The sequence below is a fragment of the Pantoea sp. Morm genome (assembly GCF_016643525.1).
In the GTDB taxonomy this organism is placed as follows: Bacteria; Pseudomonadota; Gammaproteobacteria; order Enterobacterales; family Enterobacteriaceae; genus Pantoea; species Pantoea dispersa.
Genome location: NZ_VOQX01000025.1, coordinates 25,014 through 51,475 on the forward strand (window position 1 = coordinate 25,014; position 26,462 = coordinate 51,475).

Annotated in this window: 24 protein-coding genes; 10 read left to right on the forward strand and 14 right to left on the reverse strand. The window is 59.9% G+C overall.

Annotated features, from left to right (window positions below; translation table 11 throughout):
* Positions 1–121: 121 nt before the first annotated feature.
* Entirely contained in the window at positions 122–1,582 is a 1,461-nt protein-coding gene (pepD, locus tag FT726_RS11085) for a beta-Ala-His dipeptidase (protein ID WP_021507280.1), read from the forward strand.
* A 65-nt stretch (positions 1,583–1,647) separates the two neighbouring features.
* Here pepD and FT726_RS11090 read toward each other — a convergent pair whose 3' ends face one another.
* Positions 1,648–4,200, reverse strand: a complete 2,553-nt coding sequence (locus FT726_RS11090) for an Ig-like domain-containing protein (protein WP_288421360.1) — start codon at positions 4,198–4,200, stop codon at positions 1,648–1,650.
* Positions 4,201–4,300: 100 nt separating this feature from the next.
* Positions 4,301–5,356: a DNA polymerase IV gene (gene dinB, locus FT726_RS11095; protein WP_058758014.1), complete on the reverse strand. Its 1,056-nt coding sequence runs from the start codon at positions 5,354–5,356 to the stop codon at positions 4,301–4,303.
* A 244-nt stretch (positions 5,357–5,600) separates the two neighbouring features.
* Between dinB and dpaA the strand changes: the two genes are divergently transcribed.
* A complete protein-coding gene (gene dpaA, locus FT726_RS11100) occupies positions 5,601–6,344 on the forward strand; it encodes a peptidoglycan meso-diaminopimelic acid protein amidase (RefSeq protein WP_021507282.1) in 744 nt (247 codons plus the stop codon).
* On the opposite strand, the gene FT726_RS11105 is transcribed toward dpaA, so the two are convergent.
* Positions 6,315–7,082 (reverse strand): class II glutamine amidotransferase, encoded by a 768-nt coding sequence (locus tag FT726_RS11105; RefSeq protein WP_021507283.1) that lies wholly within the window; start codon positions 7,080–7,082, stop codon positions 6,315–6,317. The genes dpaA and FT726_RS11105 overlap by 30 nt on opposite strands.
* Positions 7,083–7,130: 48 nt before the next feature.
* A complete protein-coding gene (lpcA, locus tag FT726_RS11110) occupies positions 7,131–7,709 on the reverse strand; it encodes a D-sedoheptulose 7-phosphate isomerase (RefSeq protein ID WP_021507284.1) in 579 nt (192 codons plus the stop codon).
* Between the two features lie 229 nt (positions 7,710–7,938).
* On the opposite strand from lpcA, the gene fadE reads away from it, so the two are divergent.
* From fadE to FT726_RS11135, 5 genes are all read left to right on the forward strand, one after another.
* Positions 7,939–10,389 (forward strand): acyl-CoA dehydrogenase FadE, encoded by a 2,451-nt coding sequence (gene fadE / locus FT726_RS11115; protein WP_058776018.1) that lies wholly within the window; start codon positions 7,939–7,941, stop codon positions 10,387–10,389.
* A 184-nt stretch (positions 10,390–10,573) separates the two neighbouring features.
* Entirely contained in the window at positions 10,574–11,734 is a 1,161-nt protein-coding gene (locus FT726_RS11120; protein ID WP_346302810.1) for a pyridoxal phosphate-dependent aminotransferase, read from the forward strand.
* Positions 11,722–12,492, forward strand: coding sequence for an amidohydrolase (locus FT726_RS11125; RefSeq protein WP_166709622.1), 771 nt, complete (start codon positions 11,722–11,724; stop codon positions 12,490–12,492). The genes FT726_RS11120 and FT726_RS11125 overlap by 13 nt, the downstream gene beginning before the upstream one ends.
* A 121-nt stretch (positions 12,493–12,613) precedes the next feature.
* Positions 12,614–12,925, forward strand: coding sequence for a type II toxin-antitoxin system HigB family toxin (locus FT726_RS11130; protein WP_215480918.1), 312 nt, complete (start codon positions 12,614–12,616; stop codon positions 12,923–12,925).
* Positions 12,922–13,338 (forward strand): type II toxin-antitoxin system HigA family antitoxin, encoded by a 417-nt coding sequence (locus tag FT726_RS11135; RefSeq protein WP_288421352.1) that lies wholly within the window; start codon positions 12,922–12,924, stop codon positions 13,336–13,338. Before FT726_RS11130 ends, FT726_RS11135 begins: the two co-directional genes overlap by 4 nt.
* A 41-nt stretch (positions 13,339–13,379) precedes the next feature.
* Here FT726_RS11135 and katG read toward each other — a convergent pair whose 3' ends face one another.
* From katG to hpxU, 10 genes are all read right to left on the reverse strand, one after another.
* On the reverse strand, positions 13,380–15,578 hold the full coding sequence (gene katG, locus FT726_RS11140) for a catalase/peroxidase HPI (protein ID WP_282995764.1): 2,199 nt from the start codon (positions 15,576–15,578) through the stop codon (positions 13,380–13,382).
* A 294-nt stretch (positions 15,579–15,872) separates the two neighbouring features.
* Positions 15,873–16,208 carry a hydroxyisourate hydrolase gene (gene uraH, locus FT726_RS11145; RefSeq protein WP_058758020.1) on the reverse strand — a complete coding sequence of 112 codons (336 nt, stop codon included), beginning with the start codon at positions 16,206–16,208 and terminating at the stop codon, positions 15,873–15,875.
* Positions 16,205–16,699 (reverse strand): 2-oxo-4-hydroxy-4-carboxy-5-ureidoimidazoline decarboxylase, encoded by a 495-nt coding sequence (gene uraD, locus FT726_RS11150; RefSeq protein ID WP_058758021.1) that lies wholly within the window; start codon positions 16,697–16,699, stop codon positions 16,205–16,207. The genes uraH and uraD overlap by 4 nt, the downstream gene beginning before the upstream one ends.
* A 12-nt stretch (positions 16,700–16,711) precedes the next feature.
* Positions 16,712–17,971, reverse strand: coding sequence for an allantoate amidohydrolase (gene hpxK / locus FT726_RS11155; protein WP_132466329.1), 1,260 nt, complete (start codon positions 17,969–17,971; stop codon positions 16,712–16,714).
* Complete coding sequence (locus FT726_RS11160) at positions 17,968–19,203, reverse strand: alanine--glyoxylate aminotransferase family protein (RefSeq protein WP_021507293.1); 1,236 nt, start codon at positions 19,201–19,203, stop codon at positions 17,968–17,970. Before FT726_RS11160 ends, hpxK begins: the two co-directional genes overlap by 4 nt.
* Before the next feature lie 21 nt (positions 19,204–19,224).
* Positions 19,225–19,956 carry an amino acid ABC transporter ATP-binding protein gene (locus FT726_RS11165; protein ID WP_288421347.1) on the reverse strand — a complete coding sequence of 244 codons (732 nt, stop codon included), beginning with the start codon at positions 19,954–19,956 and terminating at the stop codon, positions 19,225–19,227.
* Entirely contained in the window at positions 19,937–20,593 is a 657-nt protein-coding gene (locus FT726_RS11170; protein ID WP_141496656.1) for an amino acid ABC transporter permease, read from the reverse strand. The genes FT726_RS11165 and FT726_RS11170 overlap by 20 nt, the downstream gene beginning before the upstream one ends.
* A complete protein-coding gene (locus tag FT726_RS11175) occupies positions 20,590–21,258 on the reverse strand; it encodes an amino acid ABC transporter permease (RefSeq protein ID WP_021507296.1) in 669 nt (222 codons plus the stop codon). The genes FT726_RS11170 and FT726_RS11175 overlap by 4 nt, the downstream gene beginning before the upstream one ends.
* 12 nt (positions 21,259–21,270) lie before the next feature.
* Complete coding sequence (locus tag FT726_RS11180) at positions 21,271–22,056, reverse strand: transporter substrate-binding domain-containing protein (RefSeq protein ID WP_282995761.1); 786 nt, start codon at positions 22,054–22,056, stop codon at positions 21,271–21,273.
* 194 nt (positions 22,057–22,250) lie between these two features.
* The gene (hpxU, locus tag FT726_RS11185; protein WP_021507298.1) at positions 22,251–23,090 is read right to left on the reverse strand and encodes a MurR/RpiR family transcriptional regulator HpxU; all 840 of its coding nucleotides are present in this window, start codon (positions 23,088–23,090) and stop codon (positions 22,251–22,253) included.
* Positions 23,091–23,282: 192 nt separating this feature from the next.
* Here hpxU and FT726_RS11190 point away from each other — a divergent pair, with 192 nt between their 5' ends.
* Genes FT726_RS11190 through FT726_RS11200 form a run of 3 tightly spaced genes read left to right on the forward strand, consistent with a single transcriptional unit; the run spans position 23,283 to position 26,460 of the window.
* Positions 23,283–24,869 (forward strand): gamma-glutamyltransferase family protein, encoded by a 1,587-nt coding sequence (locus tag FT726_RS11190; RefSeq protein ID WP_346302811.1) that lies wholly within the window; start codon positions 23,283–23,285, stop codon positions 24,867–24,869.
* Between the two features lie 11 nt (positions 24,870–24,880).
* The gene (gene hpxX, locus FT726_RS11195) at positions 24,881–25,066 is read left to right on the forward strand and encodes an oxalurate catabolism protein HpxX (protein WP_058758026.1); all 186 of its coding nucleotides are present in this window, start codon (positions 24,881–24,883) and stop codon (positions 25,064–25,066) included.
* Complete coding sequence (locus FT726_RS11200; protein WP_346302812.1) at positions 25,063–26,460, forward strand: AtzE family amidohydrolase; 1,398 nt, start codon at positions 25,063–25,065, stop codon at positions 26,458–26,460. The genes hpxX and FT726_RS11200 overlap by 4 nt, the downstream gene beginning before the upstream one ends.
* Positions 26,461–26,462 lie beyond the last annotated feature (2 nt).

The following is a 26,462-nucleotide window of genomic DNA, read 5'->3' on the forward strand; positions in this document are numbered from 1 at the left end:
CGCACCCGGCAGGAAACAGTGATATTCTCTGGCCCATCACGTCAGATGTGCTGACGGCGATCTTTCACTGGAAACCCGCGTGCGAGCGGTATGTCCGCCGCGCTGACACAGGAGACGCGTTGTGTCTGAATTGTCTCAACTTTCCCCGCAGCCGCTGTGGGATATCTTCGCAAAAATCTGCTCGATTCCGCACCCTTCTTACCATGAAGAAGCGCTGGCCGAATACGTTGTTGGCTGGGCTAAAGAGCAAGGTTTCTGGGTTGAACGCGATCAGGTCGGCAATATCCTGATTCGTAAACCTGCTACCGCAGGCATGGAAAACCGTACTCCGGTGGCGCTGCAGGCGCACCTCGATATGGTGCCGCAGAAGAACAATGACACGGTACACGACTTCACCAAAGACCCGATTCAGCCGTACGTTGATGGCGAGTGGGTGAAAGCGCGCGGCACCACGCTGGGTGCGGATAACGGTATCGGTATGGCCTCTGCGCTGGCGGTGCTGGCGGACAACAGCCTGACCCACGGTCCGCTGGAAGTGCTGCTGACCATGACCGAAGAGTCGGGCATGGACGGTGCCTTTGGTCTGCAACCAAACTGGCTGCAGGCGGACATCCTGATCAACACCGACTCGGAAGAGGAAGGTGAGATCTATATGGGCTGCGCCGGGGGTATCGACTTTATCACTACCCTGCCGCTGAGCCGCGAGGCCGTGCCTGCCGGTTTCGAAACCCTGAAGCTGACGCTGAAAGGTTTGAAAGGCGGCCACTCCGGCGCGGACATTCATCTTGGTCTCGGCAACGCCAACAAGCTGCTGGCGCGCTTCCTTGCCGTGCACGCGGCTGAGCTGGATATCCGTCTGATTGAGTTCACCGGCGGTACGCTGCGCAATGCGATTCCGCGCGAGGCGTTCGCTACGCTGGCCATCGACAGCCATAAAGTAGATGCGCTGAAGTCTGCTGCCGCCCATTTCCAGGCCACGCTGCAGAATGAGCTGGGCAGTAAAGAAAAGAACGTCGCCGTGCTGAGCGAGCCGCTGGCGCATCAGGGCCAGGCGCTGACCGCAGACAGCCGCGATCGCTTCATCAACCTGCTGAACAGCACGCCAAACGGTGTGATTCGCAACTCGGACGTGGCGAAAGGCGTGGTGGAAACTTCGCTTAACGTCGGCGTGGTCACGATGGAGCAGGACAGCGCCGAGATCATCTGCCTGATCCGCTCGCTGATCGACACCGGTAAAGATTGGGTGGTCGAAACCCTGACTTCGCTGGGTGCGCTGGCCGGGGCGAAAACCGCGCCGAAAGGCGGTTACCCGGGCTGGCAGCCGGATGCCGACTCGCCCATCATGGCGCTGACGCGTAAGACCTATGAAGCGCTGTTTGGTAAGACGCCAAACATTCAGGTGATTCACGCCGGTCTGGAGTGCGGTCTGTTCAAAAAACCGTATCCGGACATGGACATGGTATCGATTGGGCCAACCATCACCGGTCCGCACTCGCCGGACGAGCAGGTGCACATCGACAGCGTCGGTCTGTACTGGAAACTGCTGACCGCGCTGCTGAACGTAGTACCGGAAAAAGCGTAACGCCGTTGCGATAAAAAAAATCCTGCCCCCGGGCAGGATTTTTTATTTACGGTAACGGTGCCGCGTCAGGCGACCGCGCTGTAGCTCTCTTCCAGCGGCAGCATTTCCAGTGACGGCAGCGTCTCACTGCGTGCCAGCTGAACGCCGCTCTCGACGCGCAGATCGAGGTTATCCAGGCTGAGCGTGGCGGGAGAGGCAGGCTGCGGCGACTCGCTGAACAGCTGCGGCGCGGCATCGCTTAGCAGCGACGTCAGCGTCAGCGAGCTTTCATCCAGCGCCAGCATCGTGAAGTCCTCTTCAACCGGCTCCTCAACTACCAGGCTGAACGCTTCGGTCTTCAGATGACGCCCCTGAATTTCAAAGTTATGTTCACCCGGCTCAAGGTGCCATTTGGGTTCCAGCGTCCACTCGCCTTTGCTGTTTACCTTAGCGGAACCGACTTTCTCGCCGTTATCCAGCAGATAAATGAATTCGCCCGGCAGGCCAGTGCCTTTAAACTGCGGCTTGCTGTCATCGGTGATATCGCCTGGCTGCAACAGCGCCGGCTCGTTGACATCATCCAGCACCTGAGTAATTTTCAGCTCAACGACAGTGATCGGCATGGTGTTGCCGGCTGTACCCGCGACTTTCGCCACCAGATCATGATCACCCACCGCGAGATCGCTGTGCGGCTGGAATTGCCACATGCCATCCGGCTGGATCTTCACGCTACCGATCGACACGCCGTTATCGAAAATTTCCACCAGCGCGCCAGCGCGCCCCTGGCCGGTAATGACCGGACGACGATCGTAGAAGTTGCCGTTTTCAGAGATGTAATCAACGTTGCGCACGTTATCGTCCAGCCACAGGATCTCCGGCGCGTCTTCCATTGCGGCCACGATCTCAACATAGAAAGGCTGGCTGTAAAAACCGTCGCTCACCACCATCAGTTTATGTGAACCCACCGGTAAGTCGCGCACCGGCTCAATCTGCCACAGCCCATTCTCATTGACGATGGCACTGCCTAATACCGTACCGCCCACAATCAGTTTAACCAGGCTGCCCGGCTGGCCCATGCCGCTTACTTTGGGACGCGTATCATCGGTGACGCCATTATTGCCGATGGTTCCTTCCATCCCGACATCATCGTACAGATTCAGAATGCGGTTTTCCGCCACCACGTCAATCTTCCACGGCGCGCTCTTCTTACCGTTGCTGTCGACCACCAGACTGTAGCTGCCCGGATCCAGATCGCGGTAAGGCTCCATCGTCCAGTTACCGTGCGCATCAACAAGGGTGTTCGCCACCTGAATCCCGTTGGCCAGCAGCGTGACGGTTTCGCCCGGAATGCCTTTGCCGCTCAGGGTTGGCCGTGCATCGTCGGTTTTGCTGCCGTTGGCAACATTACCAGCATGGTAGCCCGCATCGTCATACACCGCGTGGATCTCCGGTGCCTGACCCTGCATGGGCACAATGTTAATCGGATAGATGTCGCTTACCGAGTCGCCGTTGCTGACCCAGAGCTTATTCAGACCATAACGTAATTCGATATCCGGCTTGATGCTCCAGTTACCTTGCGCATCCGAACGCGCGCTGCCGAGGATACCGCCGGAATCCAGCAGCCAGATGGTGGTGTGCGGCAGCGCGGTGCCGCTGACAATCGGACGGCGATCGTCGCTGTCTTTACCTGGCTCAACCACCCCCACTTCATTCACATTGTCATGAATAGCCACGATCACCGGCTCAGACCCTTCACGGATCACCACGTTGAGTTCAACCGGTTCACTGACCACGCCATTGATGTAAACCGCGAGGTGGTGTTTACCCAATGCCAAATCGTTAGACGGCTGCAGCGTCCAGTTGCCCTGCTTATCCACCACGGTATAAGTAATGCCGCGGCCATTATCCATCAGCCACACCACCGCACCCGGCGTGCCCACGCCTTTCAGCAGCGGACGACGGTCGTCGGTATCATCTCCAGGCTTCAGCAGGCCGGTTTCATCCACGCGGTCAAAGATTTCCAGAATTTCTGGTTTGATGGTTTTCACCGGCACCACCTCGACCTTAAAGCCGCTGCTGGTCATGCCCTGGCTCTGCACCGTCAGGTTATGTTCACCTAACGCAAAATCGCGCGACGGCTGCAGGCTCCAGTTGCCTTTGGCATCAACGCGGGTCTGGCCGATTACCGTGCCGTTATCCAGCAGCGTTACGGTGGCCCCCGGCGTGCCGCTGCCTTTGATCAGCGGGCGGCGATCGTCGGTCTTGTCACCGTGCAGCACATTACCGGTTTCACCCACGTTATCGTACAGTGAGAGGATTTTCGGCGACTCTACGTTGACTGAAGAGATGTTGATCGCATAAGGCTCGCTGTACTGGCCCTGACTGGATAACCGGAAACTGTGTGCTCCCTGCGGTAAGTCATAGCCAAGGGTCACGTCAAAGGTCCCGTCGCGCCCGGCCTGAAACTGGTAAATAACCCGATTGTTGTCATAGAGGTAAATCATCGCGCCCGGATTCGCTTTACCGGTAATGCGTGGACGCACGTCGTCAGTGAACCCGCCGCGTGAAACGACGCCGGTCTCGCCAACATCATCATAGATTGACGTAATGGTCGGGCGGGTTGAGTAATAATTTGCCATGTTGCACCTTGAGTGAGGAGTGTAAAAGCGTGCATTGTTGGCGATTCATTAGTGGAACGATGTACGAAACGTCCCGAAGAGAGTTGAAGCGGGCGCGGCGTTACAGTCCCAGCACCAGCTGGCGTTCCAGCTGCGGATTTACCAGCGTGACGTGCAGCCCCACCAGCCGCACACCGCGCCCGGCGCGACGTTCGTCCCAGGCCTGACGCGCCACGGCGATCATGTCGTCTTTATTCAGCACCGGCCAGACATGCTCCTGGGTGGTGAGCTGGAAATCGTTGAACTTCAGCTTTACGCCCTGGCGTGCAATCTGCTTATCCGGGCGGATCGCGCTGAGACGGCGATCGAGCTCGGCATAGAGAAAATCAATAATCTCCAGGCACTGCTCCCAGTGATGGATGTCCTCGCCCAGCGTACGCTCGACGCCCAGCGATTTGCGCTCGCGCTCCACCACTACGTCACGATCGTCGATGCCGTTGCTGCGCTCCCACAGCACGCGGCCAAATTTTCCAAAGCGCTTCAGCAGCTGCGCCAGATCGGCCTGCTGTACGTCAGCGCAGGTGCGCAGCCCCATCTCTTCGAGCTTTTTGGTGGCCACTTTGCCAACGCCGGGAATCTTGCTCAGCGGCAGCGTCAGCAGAAAGTCCGGCATCGCCTGCGGCGTAATCACATACTGGCCATCTGGCTTGTTCATGTCTGAGGCGATTTTGGCGAGAAACTTGATCGGCGCAATGCCGGCGGACGCGGTCAGGCCGGTTTCGCGCAGGATATCGGCGCGAATCGCCTGCGCCATCAGCGTGGCCGATCCCTGGCAGTGTTCACTGTCGGTGACATCCAGGTAGGCTTCATCCAGCGACAATGGCTCAATCAGTGGCGTATAGCGGGTAAAGATGGCGCGAATCTGCTGCGAGGCTTCTTTATAGGCATCAAAGCGGCCGGGCAGCAGTTTCAGATGGGGACAGAGGCGCAGCGCCGTGGCGGTCGGCATCGCGCTGCGCACGCCGTATTTCCGCGCCGGATAGTTGGCGGTGCTGATCACCCCACGCTGCACGCGGCTGCCACCGATGGCAATCGGGATATCACGTAATGAAGGATCGTCGCGCATTTCTACTGCCGCGAAAAAGCAGTCCATATCGACATGAATGATTTTGCGCATACGCCCCTCCGGATACTGGATAAGTATACAGCAGAGAAAAACAACGGCAATATTTGTGGCGCGTGCGATTAAAGTTTACAAATTTGTGGTCGTATTCCCTTTAGGATTGCACCATTTTCTCGGACTCCGGCTTGATTAAACGCCAGACAATGATAATGTTGCGCTGCGGTAGCGGATATTTCCGATAATGCAATACAGTGACGCACTGCGTCAGCGTTCCTCTTCACTTCAAGGTACACACAGAATGGGCAGAATCGCATTATTGTTTGCGATGATTCTTATGCCGCTCCTGAGCTGGGCAATGACGCCTGAGCCAATGCAGCCGCTGGCTCCGGTGAGCAAAGAGTTAAAGAAACAATTACTGGGTACACCGGTATTTATTCAGATCTTCAAGGAAGAGCGTACGCTGGAACTGTACGGCAAAATCGGTAATGAATATCGTCTGCTGGACAGCTATCGCATCTGTAACTTCTCCGGCGGCCTCGGGCCGAAACGTCGTCAGGGCGATTTTAAAAGTCCGGAAGGCTTTTATAACGTGAAGATGAATCAGCTTAAGCCGGACAGCCGTTTTTATCGCGCCATCAATACCGGATTCCCGAATCAGTACGATCGCGCCAAAGGCTATAACGGTAACTACCTGATGATTCACGGCGATTGCGTGTCCGTGGGATGCTATGCCATGACCAACGCATCGATGGATGAGATCTTCACTTACGTGAACGCCGCGCTGCGTAACGGTCAGCAGGATGTGCAGGTCAACATCTTCCCGTTCCGCATGACCGACAGCAACATGCAGCGTCATCGTTACTCTACTTACATCAGCTTCTGGCGTGAACTGCAGCCGGGCTATGCTTACTTCGCCAAATACCACGTGCCGCCAACGGTCAACGTGACGGCAACCGGTCAGTATGCGGTGAACAACACGCCGGTCATGACCACGCCGGAAGCGGCGTCGAAATCATTCCTGGCGCTCACCCAGGTAAAATAATGCCCACTCGCCTGGCACGATGCGGTGCCAGGTTTCATTACCGGTCAGCGGCTGCGTCGCAATCACCGTCACCACGTCTTTCGGCGTGGTCTGCTGCAGAAAATCAATCTCCACATCCTGATCGAGCAGCTTCGCTTTGCCAAACGGCGCGCGGCGCGTAATCCAGTACAGATTGGTTGAGCAGAAGGCCATTAAATAGCGTCCGTCAGACAGCAGCATATTGAATACGCCCTTCTGGCGCAGCTCCGTCGCCAGTTCCGCCACATAGCGAAACACCGCCGGCCAGTTGCCCGGCGTGCGCGGATAGCGCTCAGCCAGCTTATGCAGAATCCAGCAAAACGCCTTTTCGCTGTCGGTTTCGCCTACCGGACGGAAATGCCCGGTCTCCAGCTGGCGATAGCCCTTTAGCTGGCCGTTATGCGCGTAAGTCCAGTTGCGGCCCCACAGTTCGCGGGTAAACGGATGGGTATTTTCCAGTGACACCTGGCCGCGATTGGCCTGACGAATATGTGCCACCACCGAGTGCGACTTGATCGGATACTCCTGCACCAGGCGGGCAATCGGCGAGTTGTAGCTCGGCAGCGGATCTTTAAAGGTGCGGCAGCCTTTATCTTCGTAAAAGGTGATGCCCCAGCCATCTTTGTGCGGCCCGGTTGCACCGCCACGCTGCACCAGACCGGTAAAACTGAAACAGATATCCGTGGGGACATTGGCGCTCATCCCGAGCAATTCGCACATAGCAACCGCCTTATCAGAACCTCCCGCGGGCGCGGGAGGAGCACGTCATCACTTAACCATCTCTTTTTCGATTAACAGCATCAGGATGTGGATCACTTTGATGTGAATCTCCTGAATGCGATCGGCATATCCAAAGTGCGGCACGCGAATTTCGATATCGGCCGTACCGGCCATTTTGCCACCGTCTTTGCCGGTCAGGGTAATCACTTTCATGCCTTTGGCGCGCGCGGCTTCTACGGCTTTGATGATGTTGGCCGAGTTACCCGAAGTGGACAGCCCCAGCAGCACATCGCCCTCGCGCCCGACCGCCTCGATGTAGCGGGAGAACACATAGTCGTAGCCAAAATCGTTGCTGACGCAGGAGAGATGGCTGACATCCGAAATGGCGATGGCCGGATAGCCAGGACGATTTTCGCGGTAGCGCCCGGTCAGCTCCTCAGCGAAGTGCATGGCATCGCAGTGCGAGCCGCCGTTGCCGCAGGAGAGCACTTTGCCACCGGCTTTGAAGCTGTCGGCCAGCAGCACGGCTGCGCGCTGAATGGCGTGAATGTTGGCTTCATCACTCAGGAACTTATTGAGCGTATCGGCGGCTTCATTGAGTTCTGAGCGAATAATGTCCTGATACATAGGGATGTCCTTTAGAGGAAAATTGACCCAGCAAGTTTAACGGAATGGGCCAGAGCCGCAAAGCGCCCGCAGCAGGGAAAAGCGCGACGCCGCGCTGACGTTTAATTGCCGGCGCGATTTTGTGAGTTCGGTTGTAATTGCGATGTAAACAGATTGATAAATTTCGTGCGCTGCTCTAAACCTTATCACTAACAGGTCAGACCTCTTACAACTTACGGAGCGGTTCATTATGTTGCTTGCCTCGATCATCGCGACGCTGGTGTTAATTAGCGCCCTCTTCTACCATCAGGTTTCACTGCGGCTCAGCAGTGCGATTGTGCTGCTGTGGACCGCGGCACTGGCCGCCACCGGCCTGTGGACGCCGTGGCTGCTGCTGCCGCTGGCCATTATTCTGCTGCCTTTCAACCTGCCGGCGATGCGCCGCAGCATGTTCTCTAAGCCGGCTCTGCACAGCTTCCAGAAGGTGATGCCGCCGATGTCGCGCACCGAAAAAGAGGCGATCGACGCCGGTACCACCTGGTGGGAAGGCGATCTGTTTCGCGGCAAACCGGACTGGCAGAAACTGCACAACTACCCGCAGCCGCGCCTGACCGAAGAGGAACAGGCGTTTCTGGATGGCCCGGTAGAAGAAGCCTGCCGCATGGCTAACGACTTCGAAATCACCCATGAAATGGCCGATCTGCCGCCGGAGCTGTGGGCTTACCTCAAGCAGCACCGCTTCTTTGCCATGATCATCAAAAAAGAGTACGGCGGTCTGGAGTTTTCCGCTTACGCGCAGGCGCGTGTGCTGCAAAAACTGGCAGGCGTGTCCGGGATCCTGGCGATCACCGTCGGCGTGCCGAACTCGCTGGGTCCGGGTGAACTGCTGCAGCATTACGGTACCGATGAGCAGAAAGATCACTACCTGCCACGCCTCGCGCGCGGCGATGAAATCCCCTGCTTTGCGCTGACCAGCCCGGAAGCGGGCTCCGACGCCGGTGCCATTCCGGATACCGGCGTGGTGTGCATGGGCGACTGGCAGGGCCAGCAGGTGCTGGGCATGCGCCTGACCTGGAACAAGCGCTACATTACCCTGGCGCCGATTGCCACCGTGCTCGGCCTCGCCTTTAAGCTCTCCGATCCCGATCATCTGCTGGGCGAAACCGAAGAGCTGGGCATTACCTGTGCGCTGATCCCGACCCATACGCCAGGCGTTGAGATTGGCAGACGTCACTTCCCGCTGAACGTGCCGTTCCAGAACGGGCCGACGCGCGGCAAAGATATCTTTGTGCCGATCGATTACATCATCGGCGGTCCGGCGATGGCCGGTCAGGGCTGGCGTATGCTGGTTGAGTGCCTGTCGGTAGGACGCGGCATTACCCTGCCGTCTAACGCCACCGGCAGCCTGAAAAGCCTGGCGCTGGCGACCGGTGCCTACGCGCACATTCGCCGCCAGTTCAAAGTCTCTATCGGTAAAATGGAAGGGATTGAGGAGCCGCTGGCGCGCATCGCCGGTAACGCTTACGTGATGGACGCGGCGGCGACGCTGATCACCAGCGGCATTATGCTGGGCGAAAAACCGGCGGTGCTGTCAGCGATTGTTAAATACCACTGCACCCATCGCGGCCAGCGCGCCATCATTGATGCAATGGATATCGCCGGCGGTAAAGGCATCATGCTTGGTGAGAACAACTTCCTGGCGCGTGCCTATCAGGGCGCCCCGATCGCCATCACCGTTGAGGGCGCGAACATCCTGACGCGCAGCATGATTATCTTTGGCCAGGGCGCAATCCGCTGCCACCCGTGGGTGCTGGAAGAGATGAACGCCGCCGCGAAGAACGATCTCGTCGCCTTTGACCGCGCGCTGTTCAGCCATATCGGCCACGTCGGCAGCAACAAAGTGCGCAGCCTGTGGCTTGGCCTGACCGGCGGCCGCACCAGCGCTACGCCAACCCGTGACGCGACCCGCCGCTACTATCAGCAGCTGAACCGCCTGAGCGCCAACCTTGCGCTGCTGTCAGATGTGTCGATGGCGGTGCTGGGCGGTAGCCTGAAACGTCGCGAACGTATTTCGGCACGCCTCGGCGATGTGCTGAGTCAGATGTATCTGGCATCCGCCACGCTGAAACGCTATGACGATGAAGGCCGCAACGAGGCGGACCTGCCGCTGGTGCACTGGGGCGTGCAGGATGCGCTGCATCAGGCGGAAGTGGCGATGGACGATCTGCTGCGCAACTTCCCGAATCGCCTGGTTGCGGGTGCGCTGCGGCTGGTGATTTTCGCCGGCGGCAAACACTGCCCGGCACCGTCCGATAAACTGGATCATAAGCTGGCCAAAATGCTGCAGCTGCCGTCCGCAACCCGCACCCGTCTGGGCCGCGGCCAGTATCTGACGCCGAGTGAGCACAACCCGGCCGGTCAGCTGGAGCAGGCGCTGCAGGATGTGATGGCGGCGGAAGTGATTCACGATCGTCTGTGTCAGCAGCAGAAAAAACACTTCTCCTTCACCCGGCTGGATGCGCTGGCCCAGCGCGCGCTGAAAGAAGGCTGGATTGACGAGAGTGAAGCGAAGGTGCTGACGCGGGCCGAAGCCAGCCGGCTGAAGGCCATCAACGTGGATGATTTTGCGCCCGAGGCGCTGGCGGTGGCCAAACCGGACAGCAAACCCAAACCGAGCGCCCGCCCCAGCGAAGCGGCGTAACCGTAAAAAGCCTCCAGCCGGAGGCTTTTTTTATGGCCTGCGGCAGCGGATAAGCACGCTCAGCGCCTGCGCCATTCGCGTTTAGACGTCTAAGCGTCTCGATTGCCAAGTGTTAACATCCTGTTTATAGTGGCTGCTGCACAAGGTTACTCCGCAACGACATTCGCGCTTAAGGCACCCGATAATGACGCAGCCCAACCTGATCCCCGAGAGCAAACTACCGGCGCTCGGCACCACCATTTTTACCCAAATGAGCGCCCTCGCCGCCCAGCACAACGCCATCAACCTGTCACAGGGCTTTCCCGATTTTGACGGCCCGCGCTATTTGCAGCAGCGGCTGGCACATCACGTCAGCGAAGGCGCTAACCAGTACGCGCCGATGATTGGCACCCTGCCGCTGCGCGAGGCAATCGCCGATAAAACCGCAGACATGTACGGTTATCGGCCGGATATCAACAGCGACATCACCGTGACGGCGGGCGCAACCGAAGCGCTGTATGCCGCGATCACCGCGCTGGTGCGGCCGGGCGACGAGGTGATCTGCTTCGATCCCAGCTACGACAGCTATGCGCCGGCGGTTCAGCTGGCCGGCGGCGTGCTGAAACGCATCGCGCTGCAGCCGCCCGCTTTTCAGGTCGACTGGCTGGCCTTCAGCAGCCTGCTCAGCGCGCGCACCCGGCTGGTGATCGTCAACACGCCGCATAATCCGTCCGCCACCGTGTGGCACGCCAGCGACTACGCCGCGCTGTGGCAGGCGATTGCCGGACAGGAAATTTATGTGCTCAGCGATGAAGTCTATGAGCACATCTGTTTTGATGAGCAGGGCCATGCCAGCGTGCTGGCACATGCCGACCTGCGTCAGCGCGCCATCGCAGTCTCATCCTTCGGCAAAACCTTTCATATGACCGGCTGGAAAGTGGGTTACTGCATCGCTCCGGCGGCGATCAGCGCCGAAATCCGCAAAGTGCATCAGTATCTCACTTTTTCAGTGAATACCCCGGCGCAGCTGGCGATTGCCGATATGCTGCGCCAGCAGCCGGAACATATTGATGCGCTGCCGGCATTCTATCGCGCCCGGCGTGACCGCCTGACGCAGGCGCTGGCCGCCAGCCGGTTTAAGGTGCTGCCCTGTGCCGGCACCTATTTCCTGCTGGTGGATTACAGCGCCATTTCCGATTTGGATGATGTCAGTTTCTGCCAGTGGTTAACCCGCGAAGTGGGCGTGGCGGCGATTCCGCTGTCAGTGTTCTGCGCGGACCCTTTCCCGCACAAGCTCATTCGCCTGTGCTTTGCTAAACAGGAAGCGACGCTCGACGCCGCTGCGGAGCGTTTATGTCAGCTTTAAAACTTACCGTATTACAGGAAACCCTGAGCTGGATGGATGGCGCGGCCAACCTGCGCCATTTTGATGAGGTATTGCAGGGCATGACGGGCCGCGATGTCATCCTGCTGCCAGAGATGTTTACCACCGGCTTCGCCATGGAGGCGGCGGCCAGTTCGCTGCCGCAGGATCAGGTAGTGGCGTGGCTGCACGGTCATGCCAAAGCCCTGAATGCGCTGGTCGGCGGCAGCGCGGCGATTCAGAGCGACCAGGGCGCGGTAAACCGTTTCCTGCTGGTGGAGCCCGACGGCACGCTGCACCAGTACGACAAACGCCATCTGTTCCGCATGGCCAGTGAGCACCAGCACTATGTGCCCGGTGAAACGCGCGAGGTGTTCCACTGGCGCGGCTGGCGTATTCTGCCGCAGATTTGCTACGACCTGCGCTTCCCGGTGTTTTCGCGCAACCAGAATGATTACGATCTGGCGCTGTACGTCGCCAACTGGCCGGCACCGCGCGCGCTGCACTGGCAGGCGCTGCTGCTGGCGCGCGCTATTGAGAATCAGGCCTATGTAGCCGGGTGTAACCGCGTCGGCAGTGACGGCAATCAGCATCAATACAGCGGCGACAGCCGGATCATCTCGCCGCAGGGTGAGATCCTCGCGGCCGCTGAACCCTTCGCCCGCGCGCGCCTCGACGCCGAGTTATCACTGGAGGCGCTGCAGGACTATCGCGAACGCTTCCCGGCCTGGCGCGACGCGGATGAATATACGCTGAAGTAATCTTTTAGCCGCATCCCTGCGATGCGGCTTCCATATTTCCTCCCGCCCTGTTGTTTCCCGTGTGGAAACATTCTATGTTGTGCGTTACAATGTTTCCACCCTGGAACAGTTCGAGGGAATGATGCACATTATCTCAAGGAAAGTGTTTAACGAAGCGACACAGAGATTTCCTAATGATGCCGCAGCGCTGGATGCCACTTACCGACTATTAAGCGGCCATGATTTTGCCGATCCACAGGCGTTAAAAGCCTGGTTTCCCAGCCTGGATCGCATGAAGTATCGGGCAAAATGGTGGGTAATTAATGTCGGCGGCAACAATCTCCGGCTGATGTTCTTTGCGGATTTTGTGGCAAAAAGAGTCTTCGTAAAGCATATCGTGACGCATGCTGAGTATGACAAGCTGGTTAAGCATTACCGGGAGAACAAAGAATGATTAGCGAAGCGATTCAGGCCTCCAACAATCTGATTAAAGCCGTGCCGCTGCTGGGCGGGAGTCAGTCCAGAGCCGATTATGAACAGGCGCTTGAACTGGTGGAATACCTAGTTGAGCATCAGCCGGGGCATCCGCTGATCGAGATGCTGGCCGTTAAAGTCGCGAAGTATGAAGAAACCGCAGCGGAATTTGCCGCGTTTAATGCACGCACTCAGGCGCTGCCGGGCGGCGTAGCGCTGCTGCGGGTGCTGATGGATCAGCACGGTCTGAATCAATCCTCTTTCGTGGCAGAAATCGGTCAGCGTTCGTATGTGAATCGCATTCTGAAAGGCGAGCGCAGATTGACGGACAAGCATAAGGCGGCGCTGGCGCGACGCTTTAATCTGCCGTTTGAGGCATTTCGTGAGGTATAAGCAGGAATAAGCCGCAGCGCATGACGCTGCGGCTCAGGGGATTACAGATCGAACCGGTCGAGGTTCATCACTTTGGTCCAGGCGGCCACGAAGTCGTTAACGAACTTCTGCTTCGCATCGCTGCTGGCGTAAACTTCCGCCAGCGCGCGCAGGATGGCGTTAGAACCAAACACCAGATCGGCGCGAGTGGCGCTGTACTTCACTTCTCCGCTCTGACGATCGCGGCCTTCGAACAGCTCAGCGCTCTCATCAGTGGCGCGCCATGCGGTGCGCATATCCAGCAGATTGATGAAGAAGTCGTTGCTCAGCACGCCCACGCGATCGGTAAACACGCCGTGCGCGCTGCCGTCGAAGTTGGTACCCAGCACGCGCAGACCACCCAGCAGTACCGTCAGCTCTGGCGCGCTCAGCGTCAGCTGTTGCGCTTTGTCCAGCAGCAGGGTTTCGGTGGAAGAACCGCCCTGTACGCGGCGATAGTTACGGAAACCATCGGCCAGCGGCTGCAGTACGTTGAATGACTCGACATCCGTCTGGTCCTGACGCGCATCCACGCGGCCCGGCGTGAACGGCACCTGCACCGCGACACCTGCCGCTGCTGCCGCCTGCTCAATCCCGACGCTGCCCGCCAGCACAATCACATCCGCCAGCGATGCTTTACCTGACTCCTGCTGAATCTTCTGCAGCACCGGCAGCACATCGCGGGAGACGCTGGCGTTGACCGCCCAGCCGTTCTGCGGTGCCAGCGCCAGACGGGCACCGTTCGCACCGCCGCGTTTATCGCCGCCACGGAAGGTGGAAGCGGACGCCCAGGCCGCAGAGACCAGCTGGCTGACGCTCAGACCCGAAGCGGCAATTTTCGCTTTCAGATCGGTGATGTCATCCGGCGTCGGCTGATGCGTGGCCTGCGGTAACGGATCCTGCCACAGCAGATCTTCCTTCGGCACTTCCGGACCGAGGTAACGCGCTTTTGGCCCCATATCGCGGTGCGTCAGTTTGAACCAGGCACGGGCGAAGGCTTCGTTGAACGCCTGCGGATCGTTGAGGAAACGACGCGAAATCTTCTCGAACTCCGGATCGAAGCGCAGCGTCAGGTCGGTGACCAGCATGGTCGGCTTGCGTTTTTTCTCTGGATCGAACGGATCCGGGATAATCGCTTCGGCATCAACCGCTTCGAACTGAATAGCGCCCGCCGGGCTGTGCGTTTGTACCCACTCATATTTGAACAGGTTCTCGAAGAAGTAGTTGCTCCACTGCGTTGGGGTTTGCGTCCATACCACTTCCAGACCGGAAGTGATGGCATCTGCACCGGCACCGCTGCCGTAGCTGCTGTGCCAGCCCAGACCCTGCGCTTCCAGCGGCGAGGCTTCCGGATCGACGCCCACGTGGCTGGCCGCAGCGGCACCGTGCGTTTTACCCAGCGTGTGACCGCCGGCAATCAGCGCGACGATCTCTTCGTCGTTCATGCCCATGTTGCCGAAGGTAGCGCGAATCGCCGGGGCCGCCGAGCGCGGATCGCCGCTGGCTTCCGGACCTTCCGGGTTCACGTAGATCAGGCCCATTTCCGTCGCACCGAGCGGCGCGTTTGCCAGGCTTTCCGGATGGCGGTGCGCCAGCCATTCGGTCTCATGTCCCCAGTCCACGTCCATGTCCGGTTCCCAGACATCTTCACGACCGGCACCAAAGCCAAAGGTACGGAAGCCGGCGTTTTCCAGCGACACGTTACCGGCAAGAATGTAGAGATCGGCCCAGGAGATTTTCTGGCCATACTTCTGTTTCACCGGCCACAGCAGACGACGCGCTTTGTCGAGGCTGACGTTATCCGGCCAGGAGTTGAGCGGCGCAAAGCGCTGCTGGCCACGTCCGGAGCCGCCGCGACCGTCGATGGTGCGGTAGGTGCCGGCGCTGTGCCATGCCATACGGATAAACAAGCCGATGTAGCTGCCCCAGTCGGCTGGCCACCAGGATTGCGAGTCGGTCAGCAGCGCACGAATATCGGCTTTCAGCGCGGCGTAATCCAGCTTGCTGAACTCTTCACGGTAGTTGAAATTGTCACTGAGGGGGTTAGAACGGCTGGAATGCTGGTTTAACAGATCGACGCGCAGCATGTTTGGCCACCAGTCGCGGTTGGTGGTCCCGCTTCCGGCGCCACGCGCTAAAACGCTTTTCTCTTCCGATGCTCCATGATGAAAGGGGCATTTTCCTGAGGCGGCTGCATTATCATTATTTTCGGGCGTGCTCATTTCTCGGCTCCATTGGCTTCACGTTGTCCGGTTAAGATAACCGCACCGTGTTGCAGAATATATTTGGATGGACCGAAGGTTTTGATAGTTACTGGCTTTCAAGCGCGAGGTTTGTGATAGAGAGCACGAATTTCAGCGGGCCTGAGATGGTATGAAGCCGGTACTGCAAGTCGCACAAGATTCGTAGCGGCGCGATTTATCGCGCAATAAATTGCGCCGCTACCAAAACGCAACCGTTGTTAAGCGGATTTACAATTTAACAGACAAGCATTGCGCCATTTATGGCGACCTGGATCAACTCCCGCGGTAGGTCGACCACGACCACGGGGAAATGAGGAACGGCAGGTGATAATGGCTGCCGGCGGTGCCAATCACAAAATCAATCTGCGCGCTGACGTACAGCGCATCACGCCCGTCGGCGGCGAAATAGTCACCGATCTCCGCGGTTAAGCGATAGTGGCCCGGCGCCAGCGGTTCAGGCGTGAGATCTTTGATGCGCCCGTCGCTGTCGGTTTCGCCCTCGGCCACTGGCAGCCATCCCTCAGGGCTGTTCTGCTCCAGCGACATCGCGACGCCAATCGCCGGTTTGCCCAGCGCGGTGTCGAGAATATGGGTAGTGATAGTGCTCATGTGATGCTCTCCTTAAGCCGTAACAGGGTAATTTCCCGCAGCTGCGCCAGTGCTTCCTGCTGCTCAGTCTCTTCATCATTGTTGAGCCTGCGCTGTAATTCCGCCAGCATCTGCTCGCCGCTGCGCCCTTTGGCGCGAATCAGAAACACCCGGCCGAAGCGCTGCTCATAGCGCTCATTACCGGCCAGCATCGCCAGTTGCAGCGCGCCGTTAGCCTGCTGCATCGCCGCCTGTTCCTGCTGCGACAGCGCGGCCTCTTTACCCGCGCCCTGCGCTTTTTCGCCGATGCGCGGATGGGCGCTCAGCGCCTGTCGCAAGGCGTCGCCCTGCCACGCCAGCGCCAGCTGTTGCGCCGTGGTGTACAGCGCCGTCAGGCTGGCGAACGGCCGCGCCGCCACCAGCGCCTGCTGCCAGGCGGGAATCGCTACGCAGTGGGCAATCGCCGCCTGCGCCTGCGCGGTGCTTGCCTGATTAAAATCGTTCAGATCCATTTCGCGGCTCCTTTAGCTGCGCGCCAGATCGCACACCGCCTGCAGATAGGCCTGCACACCGAGCGCCACATCGGCCACCTGCACCGATTCCGCCGGATGATGGCTGATACCGCGATGGTTGCGCACAAACAGCATGCCCACCGGCCAGCGCTCAGCCATCGCGATCGCGTCGTGACCGGCTCCGCTCGGCAGCGCCAGACTGCGCCCCTGTACGGTTTCTACCGCATGGCTTAGCGCCTGCTGCAGCCGCGTATCACAGGCGGTGGCCGCGATGCGATAGTACTCGTTAGCGCTGAAGCTGAGCCCGCGCCGCAACGCGATGGCTTCCGCCTGGGTCAGCAGGCTGGAGAGCAGACGTTCCAGCGGTTCATCCTGCGGTCCGCGCACGTCCAGCGACAGCTGCACCTCGCCGGGGATAACGTTAACGGCGCCCGGCAGACAGCTCAGCGTGCCCACTGTGGCCACCAGCTGCGGATCCTGATCCTGCGTGGCCTGTTCAACAAACACCATCCACTCTGCCGCTGCTGCCAGCGCGTCTTTGCGGTGCGTCATCGGCACCGTGCCGGCATGACCGGCCTCCCCGACAAAGCGGCAGTTAAGACGGCGCGCGCCGTTAATCGCCGTCACGACACCAAGCGCCAGATCGTCCTGTTCCAGGCACGGTCCCTGCTCAATGTGCAGTTCGAGATAAGCCACAATGTCGCTCACCTCACGTGCCGCCTGCGGGATCAGCGCCGCGTCCAGGCCGAGGTCCTGCATCGCCTGCGCCACCGTAATACCGTTACCGTCCGGATGTGACACCCAGCTCTCCGGCCAGCTGCCGGTGAGGCCGCGGCTGCCAAGCAGCGTGATGCCAAAGCGCGTGCCCTCTTCATCGCCGAAGCCGACAATTTCAATCGCCAGCGGCAGGCGCTGCTGATGGTCGTGCAGCCACTGCACGGTTTCGATGGCGCTGAGCACGCCCAGCATGCCGTCGTAACGTCCGGCGTTGCGCACGGTATCGAGGTGCGAGCCGAGCAGCAGCGCCGGTGCGCCCGGCTCCGCCGCTTCATAGCGACCGCAGATATTGCCGACCGCATCCTGCCAGGTGTGCATACCTGCCGCCTGCATCCACTCAGCAACGCGCGCGTTGGCGCGCACCTGCTCCGGCGACAGATAGACGCGGGTCAGCCCCTCTTCGCTCTCACTGATTGCTGCCAGCGCGTCACAGCGCGCCATCACCCGCGCCGCCGCTGACTGCGCCTCACCGGCGCTCATCAGGCTATGACTCATGCGTGGCTCCCGTAGTGGTCCCAGGCAGCCTGCAGCGCCGCGCCCTGAGTGGTGCGGAAACCGACGTGATTCAGCACGGACTCCAGCGCGCTCAGCGTTAGCATCACGCAATCTTTGCGCGCGTTGTAGCCCATGGTGCCGATGCGCCACACTTTGCCGTGCAGCGGACCGAACGAGGTGCCAATCTCAATGCCGAAATCGTCCAGCATCAATTTGCGTACCTGGTCGCCGTTGATGCCCTGCGGGATCACCACGCCAAGCACGTTATTCATCTTATGTCTGAGATCGCCAAAGGTTTCCAGCCCCATGCCCTGAATACCTTTCAGCAGCGCATCACCGTGCAGCTTGTGACGCGCGATGCCGTTATCCAGCCCTTCCTGCAGGATCAGACGGGCACATTCGCGTGCGCCAAACAGCGCCGAGGTGGCTTCGGTATGATGGTTGAGCCGCTCCGGTCCCCAGTAATCCATGATCATGCCGAGATCGAAGTAGTTGGAGTAGATCATCTCGTCGTCGCCATCCTGATGTGCGTCGGTGCGGATGCCCTGCTCCACGCACTTACGCTGGCGGATCACCGCTTCCATTTGCGGGCTCAGGGTGATCGGCGAGGTGCCGGACGGACCGCCGAGGCATTTCTGCATCCCGGCAGAGACCGCATCCAGCCCCCAGGCATCGGTTTCCAGCGGATTGCCGCCCAGCGATGCGGTGGCATCGGTGTACAACAGCACGCCGTACTGGCGACAAATGGCGCCGAGCTGCTCCAGCGGTTGCAGCATGGTGGTTGAGGTATCGCCCTGCACCGTCAGCAGCAGGCGCGGTTTGACTTTTTTGATCGCATCTTCGATCTGATCCGGGGTAAATACCTCGCCCCACGGCACCTCAATGGTATGGACTTCCGCGCGGCAGCGACGGGCAATTTCGCACAGCAGATGGCCGAAGCGGCCGAACACCGGCACCAGCACTTTATCGCCCGGACGAATCGCCGACAGCAGGATGGCTTCGATACCGGCGCGTGAGGTGCCATCAATCAGCAGGGTCCAGCGGTTTTCAGTGCGGAATACGCCACGGTACAGCGCCATCACCTCGTTCATATAGTGCGTCATCGCCGGATCGTACTGCCCAAGCAGCTGGCTCGACATGGCGCGCAGCACGCGCGGGTCGGCGTTGATCGGGCCCGGTCCCATCAGCAGACGCTGTGGCGGATTGATTTGCGAGAACTGGCTGATATCCATGAGGGGTTCCTTATTGTTCGGTTACAGACGCACGGTCGAAATAAACTGCTTCAGCTCGGCGGTTTGTGGATTTGCAAACAGCGTTTTGCTGTCGCCCTGCTCCCACACGCGTCCCTGATGCATAAACACCACGCGGTCGCCCACGTCGCGGGCGAAGTTCATTTCATGGGTGACGAGAATCAGCGTCATGCCTTCGGCGGCCAGCTGCTCCAGCACTTTCAGTACTTCACCCACCAGCTCCGGATCGAGCGCCGAGGTGATTTCGTCACAGAGTAAAACTTTTGGCTGCATCGCCAGCGCACGGGCAATCGCCACGCGCTGCTGCTGACCGCCCGACAGATTGGCCGGGTAGTAATTGAGGCGTTCGCCGAGCCCGACTTTTTCCAGCATCTGCTTAGCCAGCGTGCGGCACTCCGCCTCGCTCTTTTTCAGCACGCGGCGCGGTGCCAGCATCACGTTTTCCAGCGCGGTCATGTGCGGAAACAGGTTAAAGTTCTGAAACACCATGCCCACCGAGCGGCTGATTTCACGCGCCTGCGATTCACGATCGGTAATCGTCATGCCACCCAGTTTAATGCTGCCTTCCTGATAGCCTTCCAGCCCGTTCATGCAGCGCAGCAGGGTACTTTTACCGGAGCCGCTGCGGCCAATAATGGAAATCACTTCGCCGTTGTCGATATCCAGATCGACCCCTTTCAGTACGTGGTTATCACCGTAGTACTTCTGGACCTGATTAATGGTGATGAGCGGCATTGAATTTTTTCTCCAGGTACTGGCTGTAACGCGACAGCGGATAACACATCAGGAAGTAACCGAGCGCCACCAGGCCAAACACCTTGAAGGGCTGATACGTCACATTGTTGAGAATGGTGCCGGCTTTGGTCAGCTCGACAAAGCCGATAATCGACGCCAGCGCGGTGCCCTTGATCACCTGCACGGCAAAGCCAACGGTCGGCGCGATGGCGATGCGGATCGCCTGCGGTGCCACCACGCGATACAGCGTCTGGCCAAAGTTCAGGCCGAGGCAGCGCGACGCTTCCCACTGCCCTTTTGGCAGCGCGCGAATGCTGCCGTACCAGATATCCAGTAAAAACGCGCTGGTATACAGCGTCAGCGCCAGCGACGCCGCCGTCCAGGGCGCGACGTCGATGCCGAACAGGCCAACGCCGAAGAAGGCGAGAAACAGCTGCATCAGCAGCGGCGTGCCCTGAAACAGCTCGGTATAACAGCGAATCAGGCGGGTGAGCCAGCGCCGCTGCAGCAGACGCAGAAACAGCAGCGGCAGTGTCACCAGCGTGCCGCCGAAAAAGGCCACCAGCGACAGCAAAATCGTCCAGCGCGCCGCCAGTAGCAGGTTGCGCAGGATGTCCCAGTCAGTAAACATCGTCATGCCGGCTGCGCTCCAAACCATTTGCGACCCAGCGCCAGCAGCAGCTGACGCATGGCAATCGACAACGCCAGATAGATCAGCGTGGTCACCAGATAAACTTCAAAACTCAAAAAGGTGCGCGACTGAATCAGGTTGGCGGCAAACGTCAGCTCTTCATACGAGACCTGCGACACCACCGACGAACCGAGCATCACAATAATGCACTGGCTGACCAGCGCCGGATAAATGCGCTGCAGCGAGGGCGGCAGCACCACGCGGATGAAGGTTTGCGTGCGGCTCAGTCCGAGCACGCGCCCCGCTTCCCACTGCCCGCGCGGCGTGACCTGGATACCGGCACGGATGATTTCAGTGCTATAGGCGCCAAGGTTAATCAGCATCGCCAGCAGCGCCGCTTCACCGGCCGTCAGTTTCAGCCCGAGATTAGGCAGACCAAACACGATAAAAAACAGCTGTACCACGAACGGCGTGTTGCGAATCAGCTCGACGTAGATGCCCCACAGGCGGCTGGCCCAGCCCGGTTTGCCGCTGCGCAGCGCCGCGCCGAGAATACCCAGTCCGACACCGCCCACCGTTGCCAGCACCGTAAGCTGCACCGTGACCCACAGTCCGGCCAGCAGCTCTGGCCAGTGCGGCCAGAGATCTGCAAAGTTAAGTTGCCCAATCATTGGCCGTTCCTGTTATGCGCCGAGGTTGGCAGGCAGCGGCGCTTTCAGCCACTCTTCCGACAGCTTGTTCAGCGTGCCGTCTTTAATACCCTGCTCAATCAGTGCGTTCACTTTCTCTTTCAGCGCTGGCTCATTCTTTTTCAGGCCGATAAAGCACGGTGAATCTTTCAGCATAAACTGCGGCACCGGGGCTTTTTCCGCGTTCTGGCGCGCAATCGCCGCGACCACCAGGTTACCGGTAGCGACATACTGCACCTGACCGGAGAGATAGGCGGACAGCGTGGTGTTGTTATCTTCGTAGCGCTTCACCTGAGCATCTTTCGGAGCAACATCACTCAGTACCATGTCCTCTACCGCACCGCGCGTCACGCCAATCGATTTACCGCTCAGCGCCGCCGCATCTTTCAGCGTCTCGCCTTTCGGGCCGAACACGCCGAGGAAGAACGGTGCGTAGGCGCGGCTGAAGTCGATCACTTTTTCGCGCTCGGCGTTTTTGCCCATGCTGGAGATCACCAGGTCGACTTTATCGGTCTGCAGATACGGTACGCGGTTAGCGCTGGTCACCGGCACCAGCTGCAACTTCAGTTTCATCTGCTTCGCGAGGTATTTCGCCATGTCGATGTCATAGCCCTGCGGCTGCAAATCGGTACCGACCGAGCCAAACGGCGGGAAGTCCTGCGGCACCGCCACGCGAATCACGCCGCGCTTCTGGATATCCTGCAGCTGATCGGCCATCGCGCTGCCAGCCTGCGCTATCAGTAATGCTGCACCTGCTACTGCCAGTAAAACTTTGTTCATTATGCACCCCGGTGAGTTAATGGTGAAACAAAAGATTCTTGATAAATTGATTTGCAACTAATGTGCCAACCACAACGGGCAGCAAACGCAGCGGCTAAGCGGAGGATTTAAGGCGATTAGGGGCGCATCTTAACGGGGAGCACCCCGTTAGCAGACGCGATCAAAAAAGGTGCAAAGCACCAAAACGGTGCCCTTTAGCGGTGTTCCAGCTCGTCGAGCTGCTGGTAAAGATCGGCAATCTGATGGATGCGCTGACGCCCCTGCGACAGCATTTCGTGCAGCAGCGCGTTGGCCAGCAGGTTGATCAGGCTCATTGCCGAGGCGTAGCTGTCAAAGGCGGAAACGCTGTCGAGCGGTGCGCACAGCTGCCAGCGCGCCAGGGTGAGAATGCCCTGCGCCTGCGGTTCGCACAGCACCAGCACCGGAATGCCGCTCTGCTGTAGCTGCTGCATCAGTGGACGAATGATGCGTGGCCGGCGGCGAAACGCCATCACCACCACCACATCTTCTGGCGTCATGTCCACCAGCTCTTCGCCCAGCGTCTGGCCTGGCTGTGGCAACACCTGCACCTGGGCGCGCGCCTGTAGCAGCTGCTGACGCAGGTGCAGCGCCACCGGATACGCGTTGCGCATCCCAATGATAAACACCCGCCGTGCGGCGCCCAGCGCGGCAATCACCTCGCTAAACTGCCGGGCGTCAATGCTGTTGACCCACTGCGTCAGGTTCGCCATCTCCTGCTTGTAATGGCGCGACAGCAGCGTGTTGCCCTGCACCGCGTCGCGGTTATCGGTCAGCGGCATTCCGCTCTGGCGCAGGGTGCGCAGCTCGTCACGCATGTCTTTGTATTTTTCATAGCCGAGGCGTTTGAACAGCCGGCTCACCGTGGCCTTTGATACGCCGCTGAGCCGCGCCAGCTCAGCGCTGTTATAGCTAATCAGATCATCAAAATGGTCAAACACAAAGTCAGCAATGCGCTGCTCCTGCGGCGACAGTTGCGGATAGTGACTGCGAAGGCGTTCATCGAGCTGTTTCATCATCGGTCCTGTAACTTTCGTTTCATCACAAGCTAGCATAAATCGATCCAGGCTGGCGTAACACCAAAACTGGAACGGCTCTTGCTTTACCATTGGTACAGACTGGTAGTGGCGCAATTTGTTGCGCTTGTTTTCCCTATCCAGCGCGCCAAATCGCGCCGCTACAAAAGAATAATCCGGGAACAGTTCACTATGATTCAGAGCAATATGGCCCCGATGGGCATGGCGGTGACGCCACATCACCTTGCCAGCGAAAGCGCACTGGCGGTTCTGCGTGAAGGCGGCAACGCGCTGGAAGCGATGGTGGCCGCCGCGGCGACCATTGCGGTGGTCTATCCGCACATGAATGGCCTCGGCGGCGACGGCTTCTGGCTGGTAGTGCCGCCGGGTGGCGATCCGATTGCTATCGATGCCAGCGGCGCCGCCGGTTCGCTGGCGCACCCCGACTTCTATCACGGTGAGAGCCACATTCCGCATCGCGGCCCTAAAGCGGCACTGACGGTTGCCGGCACCGTCAGCGGCTGGCAGGAAGCGCTGGCGCTGGCGCACGAACTGGGCGCGACGCCGCTGCCGCTGAGCCGTTTGCTGCGCGATGCGATTCGCTATGCAGCCGATGGCATTCCGGTCACCGCCTCGCAGGCGGCAGCGACGGCGGCAAAACAGCATGAGCTGCAACATCAGCCCGGTTTTGCTGCCACCTTTCTGCCTGATGGCGCACCGCCCGCTGCCGGCAGTCGTTTTACCCAGCCGGCGCTGGCGCAGACGCTGAGCGTGCTGAGCGAGCAAGGGCTGGAGAGCTTTTATCGCGGTGAGCTGGCGCACCATCTGGCACGCGAAATGGGCGCGCTCGGCATGCCGATTACGCTGGACGATTTACACCGGCAGCGCGCCCGGCGCTGCACGCCGCTGCACCTCGCGCACAGCGAAGGCGATATCTGGAACATGACGCCGCCAACGCAGGGGCTGGTATCGCTGGCGATCCTCGGGATCACCGATCGTCTGGCGATGGCCGACGCCAGTGAAGCGCAGACGGTGCACCGCATCGTTGAAGCCACCAAACAGGCCTTTGCCTTGCGCGATCAACACATCACCGATCCGCGTCACATGGCGATTGATGTGCAGTCGCTGCTGAATGCCGATTATCTCGGCACGCTGGCCGCGCAGGTGCAGGACGATCGCGCCGCGCCCTGGGGCACCGGACGCGGACCGGGCGATACCGTGTGGATGGGCGTGATGGACAGCAGCGGCCTGGCGGTCTCCTTTATCCAGAGCATTTACCACGAATTTGGCAGCGGCGTCGTGCTGCCCGGCACCGGTATTACCTGGCAAAACCGTGGCGCGGCGTTCAGCCTGCAGCCGGATCACCTGCTGACGCTGGCACCGGGCAAACAGCCGTTCCATACGCTCAATCCAGCGGCGGCGCGCCTGAAGGATGGCCGCACGCTGGTGTACGGCTCAATGGGCGGTGATGGCCAGCCGCAAACCCAGGCAGCGATCTTTACCCGCTATGTCATTCAGAGCCAGCCGCTGCAGCAGGCGGTCAGCGCACCGCGCTGGCTGCTTGGCCGCACGTGGGGCCAATCCTCGGACTCCCTCAAGCTGGAGGCGCGCATCGCGCCTGAAACCGTGCAGCAACTGCGCGCGCTCGGTCATGAGGTCGAACTGCTGGCTGAATACAGTGAAGTGGTGGGCCACGCTGGCGCCATCGTCAGACACAACAATGGCATGCTGGAAGGCGCGTTTGATCCGCGCAGCAACGGCAGCGCTGCCGGTTTTTAACGGAGACAATCATGAGTGCACAACCGGACTGGGCGGCCTATATCGCCCAAATGGAACAGATTCTGGCGCTGGAGCTGGACGACACGCGCCGCGCCGAGCTGCTGACGCAGTTTAACCGTATCGCCGCAATGGCGCAGCCGCTGATGGCGCTGCCGCTGGACGATCGCCTGGAAGTGGCGGGAGTATTTCATCCATGACGCTGGCAGCCTTATCGATTAGCCAGCTGCAGCAGGCACTGGCGCAGGGCGATCTCAGCGCGCGCGACATCGCACAACAGACGCTGGCCGCCATTGAACAGCATAACCCGGCCATTAACGCCTGGACCGCCGTCACCGCGCAGCGCATGCTGCGGGAAGCCGAACGGCTGGATCAGCAGCGTCAGCGCGGCGAGCCGCTGCCGGCGCTGGCTGGCATTCCCTATGCGGTAAAAAACTTGTTTGACGTCGCCGGTCACAGCACGCTTGCCGGTGCCAGCCTGTTCAGCGAGCGGCCGGTGGCACAGCAGGATGCGTGGGCGGTCTCCAGGTTGCAGCAGAGCGGCGCGCTGCTCTCCGGCATGCTGAATATGGACGCCTACGCTTACGGCTTTACCACCGAGAACACCCATTATGGTGCCACCCGCAACCCGCGTGATCTGTCGCGCGTGGCCGGCGGCTCATCTGGCGGTTCCGCGGCAGCCGTCGCCGCCGGGCTGGTGCACTTTTCACTCGGCACTGACACCAACGGTTCGATTCGCGTGCCTGCTTCGCTGTGCGGCATTTTCGGCCTGAAACCCACCTTTGGTCGTCTGTCGCGCAGCGGCAGCCATCCGTTTGTCGCCAGCCTCGACCACATCGGTCCGTTTGCCCGCTCGGTGGAAGATTTGAGTCTGGTCTACGATGCGCTGCAGGGCGGCGACGCCAGCGATGCATTCCAGGCGGCGCGGCCTGCGGAACCGGTCAGTGACAGGCTCTCTGCAGGCAGCGAAAAGCTGCGCAGCGTGGTGCTGGGCGGCTTTTTTGCTGACTGGTGCAGCGATGAGGCGCGCGCGGCGGTGGCGGTAGCGGCCAGCGCGCTCGGCGCGACAGAAGAAGTGACGCTGCTCCAGGCCGAACTGGCGCGCTCGGCCGCGTTTATCATGACCGCCGCGGAAGGCGGCAATCACTATCTGCCGGCGCTGCGCACCCAGCCAGAACGCTTTGAGCCGAATTCACGCGAACGCCTGCTGGCTGGCGCGATGCTGCCCGCCGCGTGGTATGTGCAGGCCCAGCGTTTTCGCCGTCACTTCCAGCAGCAGGTGCTGCCGCTGTTCGACCATTATGACGTGCTGATCGCCCCGGCCACGCCCTGTACCGCCACCACCATCGGCCAGGAAACCATTCATATCAACGGTCAGGATTTGCCGACACGCGCCAGCATGGGCATGTTGACGCAGCCGATTTCGTTCCTCGGCCTGCCGGTGTGTAGCGTACCGCTGCTCACCGCCAGCGGTTTGCCGATTGGCCTGCAGCTGATTGCCGCGCCGTTTAACGAACAGCTGGCGCTGCGCGCCGCCTGGGTACTGCAGCAGCAGGGTGTGACGCTGCCACAAACCTCTTTTATGGATGCCTGAAG

What these genes read in the sequence shown, in the direction of transcription:
- FT726_RS11175 (WP_021507296.1), bottom strand. Translation starts at nt 21,258, where the DNA reads ATGATTGGGCAACTTAACTTTGCAGATCTCTGGCCGCACTGGCCAGAG.
- FT726_RS11160 (WP_021507293.1), bottom strand. Translation starts at nt 19,203, where the DNA reads ATGGATATCAGCCAGTTCTCGCAAATCAATCCGCCACAGCGTCTGCTG.
- FT726_RS11165 (WP_288421347.1), bottom strand. Translation starts at nt 19,956, where the DNA reads ATGCCGCTCATCACCATTAATCAGGTCCAGAAGTACTACGGTGATAAC.
- hpxK (WP_132466329.1), bottom strand. Translation starts at nt 17,971, where the DNA reads ATGAGTCATAGCCTGATGAGCGCCGGTGAGGCGCAGTCAGCGGCGGCG.
- uraD (WP_058758021.1), bottom strand. Translation starts at nt 16,699, where the DNA reads ATGGATCTGAACGATTTTAATCAGGCAAGCACCGCGCAGGCGCAGGCG.
- dpaA (WP_021507282.1), top strand. Translation starts at nt 5,601, where the DNA reads ATGGGCAGAATCGCATTATTGTTTGCGATGATTCTTATGCCGCTCCTG.
- FT726_RS11170 (WP_141496656.1), bottom strand. Translation starts at nt 20,593, where the DNA reads ATGACGATGTTTACTGACTGGGACATCCTGCGCAACCTGCTACTGGCG.
- uraH (WP_058758020.1), bottom strand. Translation starts at nt 16,208, where the DNA reads ATGAGCACTATCACTACCCATATTCTCGACACCGCGCTGGGCAAACCG.
- katG (WP_282995764.1), bottom strand. Translation starts at nt 15,578, where the DNA reads ATGAGCACGCCCGAAAATAATGATAATGCAGCCGCCTCAGGAAAATGC.
- FT726_RS11120 (WP_346302810.1), top strand. Translation starts at nt 10,574, where the DNA reads ATGACGCAGCCCAACCTGATCCCCGAGAGCAAACTACCGGCGCTCGGC.
- FT726_RS11125 (WP_166709622.1), top strand. Translation starts at nt 11,722, where the DNA reads ATGTCAGCTTTAAAACTTACCGTATTACAGGAAACCCTGAGCTGGATG.
- fadE (WP_058776018.1), top strand. Translation starts at nt 7,939, where the DNA reads ATGTTGCTTGCCTCGATCATCGCGACGCTGGTGTTAATTAGCGCCCTC.
- FT726_RS11180 (WP_282995761.1), bottom strand. Translation starts at nt 22,056, where the DNA reads ATGAACAAAGTTTTACTGGCAGTAGCAGGTGCAGCATTACTGATAGCG.
- FT726_RS11090 (WP_288421360.1), bottom strand. Translation starts at nt 4,200, where the DNA reads ATGGCAAATTATTACTCAACCCGCCCGACCATTACGTCAATCTATGAT.
- FT726_RS11135 (WP_288421352.1), top strand. Translation starts at nt 12,922, where the DNA reads ATGATTAGCGAAGCGATTCAGGCCTCCAACAATCTGATTAAAGCCGTG.
- FT726_RS11105 (WP_021507283.1), bottom strand. Translation starts at nt 7,082, where the DNA reads ATGTGCGAATTGCTCGGGATGAGCGCCAATGTCCCCACGGATATCTGT.
- hpxU (WP_021507298.1), bottom strand. Translation starts at nt 23,090, where the DNA reads ATGAAACAGCTCGATGAACGCCTTCGCAGTCACTATCCGCAACTGTCG.
- hpxX (WP_058758026.1), top strand. Translation starts at nt 24,881, where the DNA reads ATGAGTGCACAACCGGACTGGGCGGCCTATATCGCCCAAATGGAACAG.
- lpcA (WP_021507284.1), bottom strand. Translation starts at nt 7,709, where the DNA reads ATGTATCAGGACATTATTCGCTCAGAACTCAATGAAGCCGCCGATACG.
- FT726_RS11190 (WP_346302811.1), top strand. Translation starts at nt 23,283, where the DNA reads ATGATTCAGAGCAATATGGCCCCGATGGGCATGGCGGTGACGCCACAT.
- FT726_RS11200 (WP_346302812.1), top strand. Translation starts at nt 25,063, where the DNA reads ATGACGCTGGCAGCCTTATCGATTAGCCAGCTGCAGCAGGCACTGGCG.
- FT726_RS11130 (WP_215480918.1), top strand. Translation starts at nt 12,614, where the DNA reads ATGCACATTATCTCAAGGAAAGTGTTTAACGAAGCGACACAGAGATTT.
- dinB (WP_058758014.1), bottom strand. Translation starts at nt 5,356, where the DNA reads ATGCGCAAAATCATTCATGTCGATATGGACTGCTTTTTCGCGGCAGTA.